General features: G+C 33.9%; 12 protein-coding genes and 1 pseudogene. 3 read left to right on the forward strand and 10 right to left on the reverse strand.

Features of this window, described 5'->3' with window-relative positions:
- Window positions 1-4 precede the first annotated feature (4 nt).
- The 4 genes from yidD to mscL form a co-directional block, all read right to left on the reverse strand.
- Window positions 5-235, reverse strand: coding sequence for a membrane protein insertion efficiency factor YidD (yidD, locus tag FYC62_RS08550; RefSeq protein WP_149074652.1), 231 nt, complete (start codon window positions 233-235; stop codon window positions 5-7).
- Window positions 235-624: a ribonuclease P protein component gene (locus FYC62_RS08555; protein ID WP_039447660.1), complete on the reverse strand. Its 390-nt coding sequence runs from the start codon at window positions 622-624 to the stop codon at window positions 235-237. The genes yidD and FYC62_RS08555 overlap by 1 nt, the downstream gene beginning before the upstream one ends.
- A gap of 76 nt (window positions 625-700) precedes the next feature.
- A complete protein-coding gene (gene rpmH / locus FYC62_RS08560; protein ID WP_017258626.1) occupies window positions 701-859 on the reverse strand; it encodes a 50S ribosomal protein L34 in 159 nt (52 codons plus the stop codon).
- A 197-nt stretch (window positions 860-1,056) separates the two neighbouring features.
- Window positions 1,057-1,377 (reverse strand): large conductance mechanosensitive channel protein MscL, encoded by a 321-nt coding sequence (gene mscL, locus FYC62_RS08565; RefSeq protein WP_317131475.1) that lies wholly within the window; start codon window positions 1,375-1,377, stop codon window positions 1,057-1,059.
- Between the two features lie 158 nt (window positions 1,378-1,535).
- On the opposite strand from mscL, the gene rpoN reads away from it, so the two are divergent.
- The gene (gene rpoN / locus FYC62_RS08570) at window positions 1,536-3,008 is read left to right on the forward strand and encodes an RNA polymerase factor sigma-54 (protein WP_149074653.1); all 1,473 of its coding nucleotides are present in this window, start codon (window positions 1,536-1,538) and stop codon (window positions 3,006-3,008) included.
- Between the two features lie 16 nt (window positions 3,009-3,024).
- Here rpoN and FYC62_RS08575 read toward each other — a convergent pair whose 3' ends face one another.
- The 3 genes and pseudogenes from FYC62_RS08575 to FYC62_RS18155 all read right to left on the reverse strand — a co-directional run.
- The gene (locus tag FYC62_RS08575) at window positions 3,025-3,990 is read right to left on the reverse strand and encodes a PorP/SprF family type IX secretion system membrane protein (protein ID WP_149074654.1); all 966 of its coding nucleotides are present in this window, start codon (window positions 3,988-3,990) and stop codon (window positions 3,025-3,027) included.
- Entirely contained in the window at window positions 3,990-5,009 is a 1,020-nt protein-coding gene (locus tag FYC62_RS18150) for a gliding motility-associated C-terminal domain-containing protein (RefSeq protein ID WP_394348904.1), read from the reverse strand. The genes FYC62_RS08575 and FYC62_RS18150 overlap by 1 nt, the downstream gene beginning before the upstream one ends.
- A 69-nt stretch (window positions 5,010-5,078) precedes the next feature.
- Window positions 5,079-7,492 (reverse strand): annotated as a pseudogene (locus FYC62_RS18155) (PKD domain-containing protein); the annotation flags it as partial.
- 220 nt (window positions 7,493-7,712) lie between these two features.
- Between FYC62_RS18155 and FYC62_RS08590 the strand changes: the two are divergent.
- Together FYC62_RS08590 and FYC62_RS08595 are read left to right on the forward strand one after the other, a co-directional pair.
- Window positions 7,713-8,423, forward strand: a complete 711-nt coding sequence (locus FYC62_RS08590) for a glycosyltransferase family 2 protein (RefSeq protein WP_149074657.1) — start codon at window positions 7,713-7,715, stop codon at window positions 8,421-8,423.
- Window positions 8,424-8,429: 6 nt separating this feature from the next.
- Complete coding sequence (locus FYC62_RS08595) at window positions 8,430-9,893, forward strand: cellulose synthase family protein (protein WP_149074658.1); 1,464 nt, start codon at window positions 8,430-8,432, stop codon at window positions 9,891-9,893.
- Window positions 9,894-9,897: 4 nt separating this feature from the next.
- Here the strand turns inward: FYC62_RS08595 and FYC62_RS08600 are convergent, their stop codons facing one another.
- The 3 genes from FYC62_RS08600 to FYC62_RS08610 form a co-directional block, all read right to left on the reverse strand.
- Complete coding sequence (locus FYC62_RS08600) at window positions 9,898-12,420, reverse strand: ATP-binding response regulator (RefSeq protein ID WP_149074659.1); 2,523 nt, start codon at window positions 12,418-12,420, stop codon at window positions 9,898-9,900.
- A gap of 121 nt (window positions 12,421-12,541) precedes the next feature.
- Window positions 12,542-14,755, reverse strand: a complete 2,214-nt coding sequence (locus FYC62_RS08605) for a glycoside hydrolase family 3 N-terminal domain-containing protein (protein WP_149074660.1) — start codon at window positions 14,753-14,755, stop codon at window positions 12,542-12,544.
- Between the two features lie 74 nt (window positions 14,756-14,829).
- The gene (locus FYC62_RS08610) at window positions 14,830-16,104 is read right to left on the reverse strand and encodes an endo-1,4-beta-xylanase (protein ID WP_149074661.1); all 1,275 of its coding nucleotides are present in this window, start codon (window positions 16,102-16,104) and stop codon (window positions 14,830-14,832) included.
- Between the last annotated feature and the right edge of the window lie 86 nt (window positions 16,105-16,190).

The following is a 16,190-nucleotide window of genomic DNA, read 5'->3' on the forward strand; positions in this document are numbered from 1 at the left end:
TGGTTTAAGGTACTGGATCATGCCCATGGCCGCCCCAAGGGTGGCATTTTCTAATTCTATTTAAAGTTAACCACATCCCTTTAAATGGACCATGCTTTTTAATGGACTCAACCCCGTATTGAGAACAGGTGGGTGTAAATCTACATGATGCGCCAAATAAAGGAGAAAGCAAATATTGATAAAGCCTTATCAGCAATAAAAACAAAAATGAAAATATTTGTTTGATAAAACCCATTACTTAACCATTTGCTTTTCTAGGTTTAAAAGCGCCAAAGAAAGTTTTTCATAAAGGTATTGATAATCTAATATCTCTTTACCAACATAATTAAATGCTACTAAAACCTGCTTTTGCTGATTTTCTAAAAAAGGATATAAGCTAGTGGCTTTTTGTAATCTATAAGCTTCTTTTATTCTCCTTTTGATGAGATTTCTATCAACACTTTTTTTAAACCTCCTTTTTGGTACAGAGATTACAATTTGTGCAGGATATTTCTGAGGCGTTTGATTGATTAACCAAGTTATCCTAAAAGGATAAAATAAAAAAGAAGAACCATTGTTAAAAAGCTCTGTTAAAAGCTTTTTGCTACACAATCGTTCTTCTTTTGTAAGTTGGAAATTTTTCATTGCATTAAACCCGATTTAAAATATAGAGACATCGGATTATACATTCACCTTATAAAGGTAATGAACGCAATTAAAATTATGCTTTATGACGACGCTCGTCAGAAACTGTTAATCTTTTTCTGCCTTTAGCTCTTCTAGACGCTAATACTCTTCTACCGTTTGCAGTAGACATTCTTTCTCTGAAACCATGCTTGTTTCTTCTTTTTCTTTGAGAAGGCTGGAATGTTCTTTTCATGATTATATATAATAATAATTTCGCTCTATAAAATAAGAGTGCAAATATAGACTTGTTTTTCTATAAATCAAAACCAAATTAGAAATAAATAAAATTTAGGCTTTGATAAACATTTAAGCTTAAGTCCTTTTATTTTGCTTTTAAAATATCTCTAATTTCTGACAGTAATAATTCTTCCTTACTTGGTACTGGCGGTACTACAGCCTCTGCTTCTTTATCCTTTTATTGATTCTATTTACGCCTTTAATAAGAATAAAAAGCACAAACGCCACAATCACAAATGCTAAAACTTCTGATAAAAAGTTACCATACTTTATAGCGGTACCAGGTATTACCAATTGGTTAAGCTCTGTTAAATTTGCAGCTGTTAAAGCAGGTGTTAATATAGCTGGTGTAATCACATCATCTACCAATGAGCTTACAATTTTTCCAAAAGCTGCACCTATTACAACCCCTACTGCTAAATCAATTACGTTACCTTTTATAGCAAATTCTCTAAATTCTTTAATTATCCCCATAGATTTTGGTTTTAGTTTTGTTATTAATAAGAAATGAAATTAGAAAAAAATTAAATACCACCGAAATTTATCGAACAAAATATCCATAAAATATGCTTAAACTAGTGCTGTTAATATTAAGCAGCTTTGTTTAACTTTGCTATTTCTGATACACTATTATGCTTAAACAGAATCTTCAACAAAAATTATTACAAAAACTATCTCCTCAGCAAATACAGTTTATCAAACTGTTACAAGTGCCAACCGTTGCGCTAGACACTAGAATTAAAGAAGAATTAGAAGAAAACCCTGCTTTAGAGGATATTAGCTTGGCTGATATGAATGACCCTATTGAGGAATATCCTGATAAAGACCCTGATGATGACTTTAGAGGCGAGGATTCCGGTGATGATTTAGCCGAGTTTAATGTTGATGATTACCTTCAAGATGATAACCTCAATGAATATGGAAACAGGTATGATAGCAACGATGATGAAGAAGAGAAAAAAGAGCTTCCAATAGCTATAAACAATACTTTTTTTGAAAATTTACAAGCTCAATTAGATTTAATTCCTTTAGAGGATAAAGAATATTTAATTGCACAACAAATTATAGGAAGTTTAGATGATGATGGTTACCTGAGAAGGCCTATACCTTCTTTAATAGATGATTTAGCTTTTTCTCAAAGTGTAATGGCAGAAGATGAAGAGGCCGAGGAAATGTTAAAGGTTATCCAGAACTTTGACCCACCAGGTGTAGGTGCTAGAGATTTACAAGAATGTCTACTCATACAGCTCAGAAAAAAGGACACTTCTTTAAAAACCATTCAAATAGCTATCAATATTGTTGAGAATTATTTGGATGAATTTACAAAAAAGCACTACGATAGATTAGAAAAATCTTTAAGCTTAACTTCAGAAGAGTTAAAAGAAGTTATCAATGAGATTTTAAAATTAAACCCAAAACCTGGAGATTCTGGAGTTTCTAACTTGAAACAAATGCAAGTAATTCCGGATTTTCATATCACTAAAAATGATGGCGTTTTAACCCTTACGTTGAATTCTAAAAATGCTCCGGAACTTAGGGTTAGTAAATCTTACCAAGAAATGTTTCAGCATTATGAAAAAACTTCAGAAAAAGATAAAAAACTAAAAGAAGCAGTTCATTTTGTAAAACAAAAGTTAGACTCTGCCAAGTGGTTTATAGATGCTATTAAGCAAAGACAACAAACCCTGCTTAAAACCATGAATGCTATTATGCATTACCAATATGAATACTTTCTTTCTGATGGGGATGAACGCTATTTAAAACCTATGATTTTAAAAGATATAGCAGATAAAATAGGCATGGATATTTCAACGGTTTCTAGGGTAGCTAACTCTAAATATGTACAAACAGAGTTTGGAACTTACTTATTAAAATCATTCTTTTCTGAAGCTATACAAACGGAAAGTGGAGAAGAAGTTTCTAACAAAGAGGTTAAGAAAATTTTGGAAGAGTGTATTGGTAATGAGGATAAAAGAAAGCCTTTAGCAGATGAAAAACTAACTGAAATTTTAAAAGATAAAGGCTATAACATTGCCAGAAGAACCGTAGCTAAATACCGCGAGCAAATGGGGATACCAGTTGCTAGACTAAGAAAAGAATTATAAATAAATTGTGATAGGTTTAAAGCTTTAAACCTATCACAATTTCATGTGTACCATTAGAAACTGCATTTAAAGAGGACCTGGTTATATCATAAGCATAACCTGCATCTAAAGTTTTACTAATGGTAAAACCCATAATAGCAGAAAAAGAATCCTTTTTACGATACGAGCCTCCTAACCAAAAATTATTTCTGTAACTCATTCTTAAATTAAAGTCTATACCAACAGGTAAAGGCTTTATATACTTAAACATAACTGAAGGTGTAAAAGAAAGATCTTCTGTTACCCAAAACCTGTATCCACCGTTAATAAAGTAATGACTTACCTCTAAACCATCTTCGTAATTACTATTAAAAACTAGTTTTTGCTTCATCACCTGTTGCATAGATGCTCCTAAAAAGAATTGATGCGCATATAAATAAACGCCAACATTTACATCAGGAATCCATTTAACGGTACTGCCTTCTGCTAAAGCTGGCTCAAAAGGGTCTTCAAAATTAAGTTCATTAGCATGAAGACTTATCCGGCCAACGCCACCACCAACACCTACGGATAAATTAGCAATATCGCCCAAAGCTAGATGATAAGCATAAGTTAAGTTGATACTTGCCCTACCAAAAGAACCTGTTTGGTCATTCAAAATAGTTGCACCAAGCCCGTGATGATTTTCTGAAGATAGGTAGCTGTTTTTATCAGACCTAGTACCTATTTCATCTACACCATAATCAGCAGAGCCGGCAATAAGCATATCACGATCAAAATTTATGGGAGTTGAAATGGTGAGATAACTGGTTTTTGGCGAGCTTTCTAAACCTAACCATTGATTTCTAACTCCTCCTCTAATTTCTAAAGCTCTAAACATCCCAGTAACAGCAGGGTTTATAACCTGCATATTTTGCAAATATTGTGTATAATGAGGTCTCTGTTGTGCTATAACCACAACATTTAACACCATCAATAAGATTAACAGCTTAACTATCTTCATTATCTTATCAATGTTATAGAACCTGTATACCTATTGCGCCCATTATTAGGTTCGATGATGTAATAATAAACCCCAACCGGGACATCAACCCCATTAAACCTACCATTCCAAGGAGTGTTATATTGTTGAGCCTCAAAAACCACTTGCCCATACCTGTTAAAAATTTTGATAGATGCACTAACAAAAGATTCTAAATATTTAATCACCCAAGTATCATTATAACCATCGCCATTAGGACTAAATGCATTAGGAATATTTGGATCTTGATAAACGGCCACTAATACTTCATCTGCTACATAACAACCTTGTGGCGAGCTCACCGTTAAAATGTATTTTGTTGTTTCTTTAGGCGATGCAATAGGGTTTAATATTTTATCATCACTTAACCCTATAGAAGGAGACCATTTGTAGGTAAGATTTTCGCCTTTTATGATTTTAGCTTGTATTTGTTTTTCTCCTGCTAATAAGATGTTTAAATCTTCGCCAGCGTCTACCTCAGGAACATCTAAAACTCTTATGGTTTGTTTCACTGTATCGGCACAACCTCTTGGAGTTAAAAAAGAATATACAATTTCATGATTCCCTACACCGGCTACCACAGGGTCAAAATACACACCGTCCACAACTCCTTTACCCACGTACTTTCCTGTTCCAGCTATACTATTAATGTCTTTCCCATTTAAAAGAACCCTGAAATTATTTAAACAAAGCTCTGCAGGAGCAAGAAAACTTAAAGACGGACTGCCATTAACAGTTACATTTGTTGGTAAAGATTGTTGGAAACAAACCGAACCAGAGTAGGCTCTTAATACTACTCTATAATTTGTTGCTAAATGATTTTTAGGATATTTGAAACTATATATTTCCTCAAATTGTGGGTTCACATCAACCAAATCTGGTACAGAAGAAACGCCGTTATATTGGAAAAACCATTCTATTTTGGTGATATTACCAAAAGGAATGGTGCTTTTATTTTTAAAAAAGACTTCTTTATTGCTACATAATCCGGTAGCATCCATAACTTCAAAAATTGGCTGAGGGTTAGCGCCACTTATTTTAATCACCCTAGAAAAAACAGCGTTACAACCTTCTGTAGAAATAGCTGTTAGGGTTACCGTATATTGCCCTGCTGCATTATATTTATGTACAGGCTCTGCTTTGGTGTTTTGAGAAACATCATTGCTACCATCTCCAAAATTCCAAAACCAAGATGTTACACTGCCTGTTAAAACTTTAGCCTTAAAACCTACAAAATCATTCACACAAGAACCAGGGTCATCAAAAGTAATTTCAGCAGGATTATTAATTACAAAGCTTCTGGTTATGGTATTTTTACAATTGAAAGAAGTTGTAGTGGTTAACTTAACATTATAAGTTCCGGCAACTGCGAAAAGATGAGAAGGGTTTTGTAAAGTACTTATTGTTGTATTATCTCCAAAATCCCACTCCCAAGCTATAATATTTCCATCTTGTGAGGTACTTTCATCTCTAAAACTGATATTGGTATTTACACAAAGAGGAGACGCTACACCTATTTTAGAAACTTGTGGTGCAGCAATAAAAACAGTTTTCTCTAAAACATTAGACAAACAACCAATAATACTTTTCAGAACTAATTTTACTTTATAATTTCCTGGACGAGCATAAATATGTGATGGATTTTGCAAGGTAGAGGTACTTCCATCACCAAAATCCCAAATCCAACTATTAACAGGCTCTCCAATATTTTTCTCTACATAAGTAAAATTAGCCGGAGTACCTAGACAAGTAGCTGCCGGAAATGTAAACTCGGGAACAGGTAAATCTATCACCTCAAAATCAAACTCGATGACTTCTTCATCTGTAGTAGAACAAATATTTGCTCCAGGTGGAGTTGTAGAGGTAATGATAATCTTTTTAACTCCGGAGGATGAAAAATTCTTTTGTGAGGATAATCGATATTCATACAGAACCTTATTCCCAGAATTAATGATAATAGGCTCTGGATTGTTTTGTACAATTTCTGTATCAGAAGCTTCTAATTTCCATACCAACTTAGTTGTTCTATAAGGTAAAGCCAGCTTAAAATCATACGTATCACTCACACAGGCAATTTTTACGGCTTGGTTTGTACCACTTTTAAGTGCCGATACATTGATATTAGATGCCAAACTTGTTCCTGCAGAATAAGCATAAGATTCATAGTTACCGAAGCCATAGGCTATCGCATTAAAACCTGTATCTGCGGATAGGCTAAAACTACTTCCACCTATTTGATGAAGTAATATTTGTGCATAAGAAAACTCTGGCTTACTTGGGAAAGCGGTAAAACGATTAGAAAAATCCTGATTATTTAGTTTAAATGAGGATACTTTTGATGTAGGTATAGTGATATTTAAAAATTGCTCTGCTATGTTTAGCTTAGTTGATGAATACAAGGTTATTCTATCTATACTGTATTCTAAAGGATTAAGCAATACCATATCTGGGTCACTGGTTCTAGCAGGAGAACGTATACCATTTCTAGAGTCGGCACATATTTGCGTTAAAGCATATTGAGCTACTGATATTTTTTGTCTGCAGTAATGAAAGAAAATGATGTTACAGGCGCTGTAGTATAATATTCACCAGCATTTAAAGTAATCGTTGTTCCTAATAAATTAACATTTGTATTATTCTCAGAAGCTAGAATACGATAAATACTACCCGAGTCTCTATCATAAAAGGGAACCATACTAAAATTAACACCCCAGCTTTCTATTGGATAAAGCTGCTGCAATAAAGGATCAAGTGATGTATCATTGGTGACGATACAAAATGGACTACTTATAATGATAGCTGAACTACCCGAAAAAACTGCGATTTTTTTACAATTAGAAATGGTTTTGTCTACTTCAATCAAAGTTCCGGTAACATCCTGAGGATTTTGGTATTGATAAACATCACCAATATTAGGTAATACGACCTGAAAAGTACTTTGTTTGATGCCATCTAAAACCGGCGTAATATTAACGGTTGTATTGGCTTCAACAGCAACTACATTAAGTTGAGATAAACCACGATCTATTGTAGATTGTGTGTAAGCCATAGCATGATACTTTTGCCCTAATGCTTCATTAGGAAGCACTAATGTTGCAGCAGATCTTGCTCCTGCAAAAATATGCCCATAAACAACTATTTTAGGCTTGCCAGGGTCTACAGTTACTTTTATCCCTTTATTACTAAAAACACTTGTCCCTTCACCTATATAAGAGATATCTCTAGGCAAAACAACTTCTGTTATGGTATTAGCGGCTACACTAAAATCTTTAGAAAAAGTACCACACTGAACTTTTCCGGAACTATTACTTTTAGACGTAACAAAAACTGAAATATTTGCCAAACTACCACCCGAAGGCACATGCGCTGGGAAACATAACCAAAAAGAAGTACCCTCATTAGAAATATTTTGAGCCTTACTGGCTGAAGATACGGCTATTAAAAAAAATAGAAAGTAGAAAAACAGTAGCCTACGCTTGAACATGAACAGATCCCAAAAATTAAAAATTAAAACACAGGGGTTTATTTTTATGCCATCCTAAAACTTTTCTATACCTGCCAACGTAATTGTTAGTAATTTTGAGGAAAAGGTTTAATTTATTCTAATCTAAAGATTAGTTTAATAAAAGTTAAATATATTTTAAAATATTTAATCTAGCTTTTCTTATTGAAATATCATTGAATTAAAAATATTTAAGAGATACATGCCAGAGAAATTATCGCAACCCAATATTGATGTATATGTAATTATTCCGGCATATAATGAAGAGCAATCTATAGCTAAAGTTGTACAAGCTATACCCAAAGAACTGGTTAAAACTGTTGTTGTAGTTAATAATAATTCTAAAGACAACACTAAAATACAAGCAGAAATGGCTGGTGCCATTGTTGTTGATGAACCTAGACCAGGCTACGGATATGCCTGTTTAAAAGGTATAGATTTCTTGAGTAATCATATTAAACCCCAAGATATAGTTGTTTTTTTAGATGGTGATTTTTCTGATTACCCGGAAGAAATTCCTGATATCATCAATCCGATTTTAAACAATAAAGCCGATTTAGTAATTGGTTCTAGAGCTTTAGGCGTAAAAGAAAAAAACTCTATGACCATTCCGCAAGAGTTTGGTAATTGGCTGGCAACAAAATTAATCAAGTGGTTTTATGGAGTTAAATTTACAGACTTAGGACCATTTAGAGCCATAACATGGTTACATTTGCAGCAAATTAATATGCAAGACAAAACCTACGGCTGGACGGTTGAGATGCAGATTAAAGCCGCCAAACAAGGTTTAAGATGTATGGAAGTGCCCGTTAAATACCGTAAAAGAATTGGCGTTAGCAAAGTTTCTGGAACCGTAAAAGGTGTTATATTGGCGGGCTATAAAATTATTTGGATGATTTTTAAAAATCTATAAAGCAAAATGTTTCTACAGTATTCTATCTTAATCATTTATGCTTTTTGCTTATTGGCTATTTTTATATTTAGTATTGGACAAGCTTTTTTGATTTATTACTACATCAAATCATCAAAAAAAGAGGTTAAAGCTTTATCATGGCATCATCAACCTAAAGTAACCATACAATTACCTTTGTTTAATGAGCTTTACGTTGTAAAACGATTGATACACAGCGTTTGCGAGCTAGATTACCCAAAAGAACTACTAGAAATACAGGTATTAGATGATTCTAATGACGATTCTCTTGCCCTAACAGCTCAATTGGTAAAAGAGCAACAAGCTGCTGGTTTTAATATTAAACATATTACCAGAACAAAAAATATAGGCTTTAAAGCCGGAGCTTTACAATACGGTTTAGAACAAGCTTCAGGAGAATTGATAGCTATTTTTGATGCCGATTTTGTGCCTCCACAAGACTTTTTGCAAAAGCTTGTCCCTTATTTTCAAGAAGCCCAACTGGGTATGGTACAAAGTAAATGGGAGCACTTAAACGAAGATTATTCTTTATTAACAAAAATTCAAAGCTTTGGCTTAGATGGCCATTTTACGGTTGAACAAACAGGAAGAAATAAGCAAAATTTATTCATCAACTTTAATGGTACAGCTGGTATATGGCGTAAAAACTGTATTGTGGAAGCTGGCGGCTGGCAACATGATACCTTAACAGAAGATCTGGATTTAAGCTATAGAGCACAACTAAAAGGCTGGAAATTTAAGTATGCAGAAGCGTTTGGCACTCCGGCAGAGCTCCCAATGGAACTTAATGCTTATAAATCTCAACAACACCGCTGGACAAAAGGCGCTATAGAAACCTCAAAAAAAATGCTTTCGCAGATTTGGCAATCTGATGAAAATCTTAGCCGTAAAATTTTTGGTTCTTTACACTTGCTTAACGCTTATGCTTTTTTACTGGTGTTTATAGCAAGTATTTTAAGCTTACCTATTTTGGTTATTAAGAACCTGCATCTGGTTGATATGTTGTATTTTAATTTGATGACCGTTTTTGTTGGCGGATTTATCATTGTTACCATTTTCTACACCACCTCTTATTTTTCTAAAAAAACAAGTTTTATAAACTTCTTGAAGCTTTTCCCTGTTTTTCTATCATTCTCTATGGCCATGAGTTTCCATAACGCAATAGCTGTTTTAGAAGGTATTTTTGGGTTTAAATCTGATTTTATCAGGACACCAAAATTCAATATCAACAATAAAAAAGAAGGTTTTACCCATAACATCTATATCAAGAAAAGTTTACCGAAATCATTTTATATAGAACTTTTCTTGGCTTTTTACTTCCTTAGCGGGATGATGATGTCTTTTATCTATCAGGATTTCGGATTATTGCCCTTTCATACGCTGTTGTTTTGTGGTTTTTGCTTGTTAAACTTTTATGCCATCAAACATAGTTTTATGGGCTTAAAAAATTAAGTTTTTATGCTTTCAGCCTTGCTATCTGGTTCATCAATAAATTTAACTTTTTTATAAGGCCAATAAGCGTTTCATCAAAACTTTCATTCCATAGCTTAGCATCCTGCAAAAGTAGTTCCTGCTCTCTAAATAAAGCCGCTAAAGGCTTTGCCCCTACTTGTGCAACACGCCCAGCAATACGATGAACTACTAAACTAACCTCTTCTAATTTTTGCTTTTTGATATTGCCTTCTAAAATTTTAATATCTTGATGAGAATCTTCTATGAATCGATTTAAAATATTTAAAGTTTGTTGCCAATCACCAAAAGTCATTTTCTCTAGCGCAGTTAAATCAAATTCTGGATGAGTTTGATTTTCCTCTTCAACAGTATTTACACTACCATTTATCAGCATAGAAAGTAATTGTTCTTCTTTAAAAGGTTTCATAAGCAAACCATCAAAACCACTATTTAAAACTTGTACGGTTTCTTCTGGTAAAACTTGCGCTGTTAAAGCGTATATCAACACATCGGGATGTTGAATTTTCTCTTTTAATTTTTTACAAAGGGTAATACCGTTCATCCCCGGCATACGCATATCTAAAAAAATAAATTTAACATCATTGGTAAGTTCTGTTTTTAAAGCCTCTTCAGGCGATGAAAAACATTCATAAGCTATTTGATAGTTATCAAAAATTAAAGCACATAAATCTAAAATAAATTGGTCATCATCTACTATCCAAACTTTACCCTTGAAAGCAGTTGATAGCAGATTATTTTTTACCCCTAATAAGCCTTCTTCTTGAGGCTGATGGACTTGCCTGAATTTTAGATAAACCGTAAAAGAACTACCTTTTGCGGGGCTACTTTTTACATGTATTCTCCCTTCTTGGCTTTCTACTAATGCTTTAACAATGCTTAAACCTAAACCTGCGCCTGCCCTGTTCATCTCCTTATTTTCGGGGTTGTTGGCTTGTTCAAACTCATTAAAAATAAGTCTAACTTCATCTTTAGTCATCCCAATTCCAGTATCTTCAATAACAAACATAAAATGCACATCATCAGCTTGTTTCTTGTAAGATACGGCAATGCTCACCATCCCCACATGGGTAAATTTTATGGCGTTACTTAACAAATTATAAAGAATTTGTTTGAGCCTAAAAGCATCACCTTCTACCCATAAGTCATCGTCAATATCAAAATCCTGAACAATTTTAAGTTCCTTTTTCTCTGCTTGTAAGTGCATCACAGAAAGCACCTCGGTTAAAAGTTTTTGCATATTAAAAACTTCATGAGAGAAAGTAAGCTTTCCTGATACAATACGGTTATAATCTAATACCTCATTTACAATTTGCATTAAATGTTCTGATGAATGATAAATAGCCTCAATATCTTTTTTACGAGGATTTTCTTGTTTTCTAATAAGTTCAGAATATCCGATGATTGCTTGTAAAGGTGTTCTAATCTCATGGCTCATGTTAGACAAAAAGCGTTGTTTGGCTAAGCTATGATATTCTGCCTCTTCTTTAGCTAACTCTAAATCTTTACGGTATTGGTTGCTTTTAGCGATATCTGACAGGATAAAATAAAGCAAGATAACGGTAACCAAGAAAAACACAATAATGATGATGCTGATTTGCTTAATGCTATCATTTACAACTTCGCGGGCTTCTTTATTGTTGATTTCTATTTGCTTCACAGCTTCGCTTTCTACCTCACGTAATACAGTTAGCATTTTATTGATGAGTAAATCGCTAGTACTGGCTAAAATGGCTTCCCTATTGATAAAAACTTCGCTTTTTTTACGTTGAACTTCTTCTAGCTGCCTAATAGTTCTTTCTACATTTTGGATGATACTATCTTGACGAGACAAAGCTACTGTATCCACTTTAACATTAAGCTCCTCATTCATGATATTGAAAGACTGATTATTCTTATCATCCTTTTTTTTACTGAAGAGCTTACCAAAGAAGGTTTTAGGTCCTTCGGATAGCTTATTTTCATCATTATTTTTAATGGTAGTGATTAATGTTCTTTTTTCTGAACGCAAGACCAAACTATCCAAATCTTTAGATGATTCATCAACCAAAGCGTTTAACTCTGCCACTTGATTAGAAAAAGAATTGTTATTAAGCAAACCTTCTCTTACTTTAAGGTAATTGATAAACAAACGGTCTCTTTCTTTTAGCAGCGCATTCATAGATTTTATGCGGCTAAGCTGTAAAGAATCATTAGCGTAAAGTTTGCTAAGGCTATCAATACCTAAACTTAATTGCTTTGTTTCTTCCAGAAAGATACTGTAATCGCCTGGGTTATTTAAAGCCTGTGCTTTTTGTAATTGATCAAGACTAATGATTTTGAACGTAAGCTCATTTACCAATCTTAAACGTTCGCCGGGTTTGGCTACATCCTCAAAAGAACCTAGCATTTTGTTAAATGCATACTTACTGGTAGCCCAAGCTAGGCCTAAAGCAATACAAGCAAAAAATGCTGCTATAATAATTTTACCCCGAACAGATTGGCTAAAGCTTTTTGTTTGTTGGTTCATTAAAAAGCTTTAAGCAAAATTTAATCCAATGTTAGGTAAGTTTTGGATAGATTAATAATAACAAAGCGCTGCAAATAAGCTTAGCAACGCTTTGTACTAGTTAAAAGATGAATTTTTGTTCTTAGCGTAAAGTGAATTTTTGTTCTAACCTGATATCATTAGAAGCGCTACCAATCATAAGTTTAAAATCTCCGGGCTGCGTAATGTAATTTAAATCATCATCATAAAAGGATAACTTACTTCTCTCTATTTTAAAGGTTAAGTTTTTAGACTCGCCCGCTTTTAAGTTGATTTTTTGAAAATCTTTTAATTCTTGTACAGGCCTTATAGGTTGTGCAACTTCATCTTTTAAATATAATTGAACAACCTCTTCGCCATCATATTTACCTGTATTAGTTATATTCACACTTACAGTTATTGTATCATTCAGATTCATTTCAGATTTATTTAAAACTAAATCAGCATATTTAAATGTGGTATAGCTAAGACCATGACCAAAAGCAAACTGCGGTGTGTTAGGGATATCTAAATAAGCAGATTTGTATCGTGTATCATTTTTTAGAGGAGGTCTGCCTGTATTGTAATAATTATAAAACAATGGAATTTGACCTACAGAACGCGGGAATGTCATAGGTAATTTACCAGATGGATTGTAATCTCCAAATAAAACATCGGCCATGGCATGACCTGCCTCACTACCTAACCACCAAGTATATAGGATAGATTTTACGTGATTGGCTGTATAATTAAATACCAAAGGACGGCCAGCCATAATCAAGACCACAACTGGTTTTCCGGTTTCTTGTATAGCCTGAATTAATTTCTCTTGAACACCTGGGATATGAATATCAGATCGGCTTTTTGCTTCTCCGCTCATATCGAAGGTTTCTCCAACAGCCATTACCACAACATCTGCCTGTTGGGCTACTTTTAAAGCTTCTGCAAAGCCTGAAGTTATAGTATCGTTTATATTACAACCTTGTGCGTAAAGGATATCGGTGTTTTTACCTAGCTTACTTTTTACCCCATCATATAAAGAAACCAATTCATCGTTTTCCCATTCTACAGACCAAAAACCTTTCATATCTTTATTAGATTTAGCTAAAGGCCCTATTAAAGCAAGTTTCTTAACTGTTTTAGAAATAGGTAATATTTGGGTTTCATTTTTTAGTAAAACGATACTCTTTTTAGCTACTTCTTTGGCCGCTTGCCTATTTTTATCAGCGTTAAGCTCTTGTTTTTCCCTTTTTTCATTACTATAACGGTAAGGATCCTGAAATAAACCAAGCTCAAATTTCTTTCTCAAAACTCTTCTCACCGCATTGTCTACATCAGCTATAGAAATCTTACCTTCTTGCACAAGCTCTACCAGATGTTTACGGTAACCACGGCTTTCCATATCCATATCATTACCAGCTGTAATTGCTAATTGTGTGGCGTGTTTTAAATCTTTGGCATAACCATGAGCTGTCATCTCTGTAATAGAACCCCAATCGCTCACTATAATACCATTAAAGCCCCATTTATCTTTTAAAATATCTCTTTGTAAATATTTATTTCCGGTAGCAGGGATACCATTGATATCATTAAAAGAATTCATGAAGGTGGCTGCACCAGCATCAACTGCAGCTTTAAAAGGAGGTAAATATATTTCCCAAAGAGCTCTTTTACTAATGTCTACACTATTATAATCTCTTCCAGCCAAAGCAGCACCATAAGCTGCAAAATGCTTGGCACAGGCTAAAATAGCTTGTAAATCTCCAAAACCTTTGCCTTGTAAACCTTCTACTCTAGCTTTTGCTATTAAAGAACCTAAATAGGGATCTTCTCCAGCACCTTCCATCACCCTTCCCCAACGTGGGTCTCTAGAAATATCAACCATGGGTGCAAATGTCCAATGCAGACCTGCGGCAGCAGCTTCACGAGCGGAAACCTGAGCAGATAGCTTAATAGCATCTAAATCCCAGGATGCCGCCTCTGCTAAGGGAATAGGAAAGGTAACCCGATAACCATGTATGACATCTAAACCAAATAGTAGTGGAATTTTAAGCCTTGTTTTCATGGCTTCTTGCTGAATTTCTCTGGTTACTTTAGCACCTTTAACATTTAACATAGAGCCTACATGACCTTTCCTAATCTCATCAAGCATATTCACGTTTCGCTCATGCACAGGGCCGGTTACGTTTCTACCAGAATATTGGTTTAATTGGCCTGCTTTTTCTTCTAAAGTCATGAGGTTTAGTACCGAATCTACTTTTTGATCGATTGTTTTTTGTTGGGCATAGCCTAGACTACTCCATAAGCCCGCAATAAATAATAAAGATGTTTTTTTCATTAAATTAATTGTAAAAGGGAAGCTGTTTTATACAGCTCCCCGATAAGTTTAGTCCCATATGGTAATAGCATTTTTTAATCCATCATAAAAACGCTCATAAGTATATTTTTTGTATAACTTGATTGATTATATAAAGTTGCAAAACCATTGTTTTCAACCTTATTTAACCATGAATCAGAATCACCGACGTTCCATAAAGTAATACCCCATCTTTGATTATCAGGTACGATAGAACGATAAGCCTGAGGGACAAAATAATAACGATAATACTGCGCTCCTTTTCTCTCACTCTCTGTTGTCGTGTCATTATTTATACTGCCGTTTATTTCTCTTTTTGCGATGCTAACATCTAGTTCAGAAATATGAACTTTTAATCCGGTTTCTTTCATTTTACGGATGGCATACTCTATATTTCCGTTTGCGTTTTCAGCTATATCTTTAGTTTTTGTGGTATAATTCATGTGAAATTGCAAGCCTACACCGTCTATAATAGGTTTACCTCCTTCTGTTTTTGTCTTTAGATAATTAACCAAATTATAAATGGCATTGGTTTTAGCTTTAGAGTATTCATGACCATAATCATTATAAAATAATTTCAAATCATAATCTCCTGCTTCATTAGCGGCCTTTCTTGCAGCTCTAAAAGCTAATTCTATATGATGGCGTCCTTTTTCTTCATCAGTAGAGCCTTGCTGAAGATTTCTGTACCAAACACTGTAGTCTTTATCTTTGTCTGAAACTGCATCGCCACTTCCTCTATAGGTACCATTATCATTAAAAGCCTCATTTACAACATCCCAAGATTTCATTAGAGGCTTTCCATTTGCATCTTGATAAATACTTTCTCTTGCATAATGCTTAACAACTTTAGAAATATGCGCTTCTAAAATCCCTTTAAATCTGTTATATCTTTCTGCTTGAGGAGTATTATTTTCAACATAAGTTATCCAAGATGGATTACTAAAATACCATATTAAAGCATGGCCATGTATCCTTTTTCTACCATTGTACATTGCAGCATGTTCTATTATCGTATTATCTAAACCTGTAAAATTATTCTCATTAGGCTGAAGAGCACTAAATTTCATGGCATTTTCTGCTGTAATACTGTTATATTCTTGCTTAACTAAATCAGAATACAGCGAATTATTAGTATAATCACTAAGACTTATTGCAACACCCACTTTAACATCAGGATTTGCAGTTTGTAATCGCTCATTCCCCACTAGAGCGCTAGTATTTGCAATATTTTTATTTGATGGCTTAACTGATTTTTCAGCGTTTTCAATAGTTTTTTTACAGCTTAGGATGCTTAACCCCATAACTGTAATAAAGATGATTTTTTTCATAAAAATTGCTTTTTGGTTTTATAATGGTGAATATTAAATTTTAAAGCTGTTCCTCCTTTCGTTGTTAAGAGCATTAATAAATATTG

The sequence above is a fragment of the Pedobacter aquae genome, from assembly GCF_008195825.1.
GTDB lineage: Bacteria > Bacteroidota > Bacteroidia > Sphingobacteriales > Sphingobacteriaceae > Pseudopedobacter > Pseudopedobacter aquae.

Coding starts and splice junctions, on each gene's coding strand:
- yidD (WP_149074652.1), bottom strand. CDS start 235: ATGGGTTTTATCAAACAAATATTTTCATTTTTGTTTTTATTGCTGATA.
- FYC62_RS08555 (WP_039447660.1), bottom strand. CDS start 624: ATGAAAAATTTCCAACTTACAAAAGAAGAACGATTGTGTAGCAAAAAG.
- rpmH (WP_017258626.1), bottom strand. CDS start 859: ATGAAAAGAACATTCCAGCCTTCTCAAAGAAAAAGAAGAAACAAGCAT.
- mscL (WP_317131475.1), bottom strand. CDS start 1,377: ATGGGGATAATTAAAGAATTTAGAGAATTTGCTATAAAAGGTAACGTA.
- rpoN (WP_149074653.1), top strand. CDS start 1,536: ATGCTTAAACAGAATCTTCAACAAAAATTATTACAAAAACTATCTCCT.
- FYC62_RS08575 (WP_149074654.1), bottom strand. CDS start 3,990: ATGAAGATAGTTAAGCTGTTAATCTTATTGATGGTGTTAAATGTTGTG.
- FYC62_RS18150 (WP_394348904.1), bottom strand. CDS start 5,009: ATGGATGCTACCGGATTATGTAGCAATAAAGAAGTCTTTTTTAAAAAT.
- FYC62_RS08590 (WP_149074657.1), top strand. CDS start 7,713: ATGCCAGAGAAATTATCGCAACCCAATATTGATGTATATGTAATTATT.
- FYC62_RS08595 (WP_149074658.1), top strand. CDS start 8,430: ATGTTTCTACAGTATTCTATCTTAATCATTTATGCTTTTTGCTTATTG.
- FYC62_RS08600 (WP_149074659.1), bottom strand. CDS start 12,420: ATGAACCAACAAACAAAAAGCTTTAGCCAATCTGTTCGGGGTAAAATT.
- FYC62_RS08605 (WP_149074660.1), bottom strand. CDS start 14,755: ATGAAAAAAACATCTTTATTATTTATTGCGGGCTTATGGAGTAGTCTA.
- FYC62_RS08610 (WP_149074661.1), bottom strand. CDS start 16,104: ATGAAAAAAATCATCTTTATTACAGTTATGGGGTTAAGCATCCTAAGC.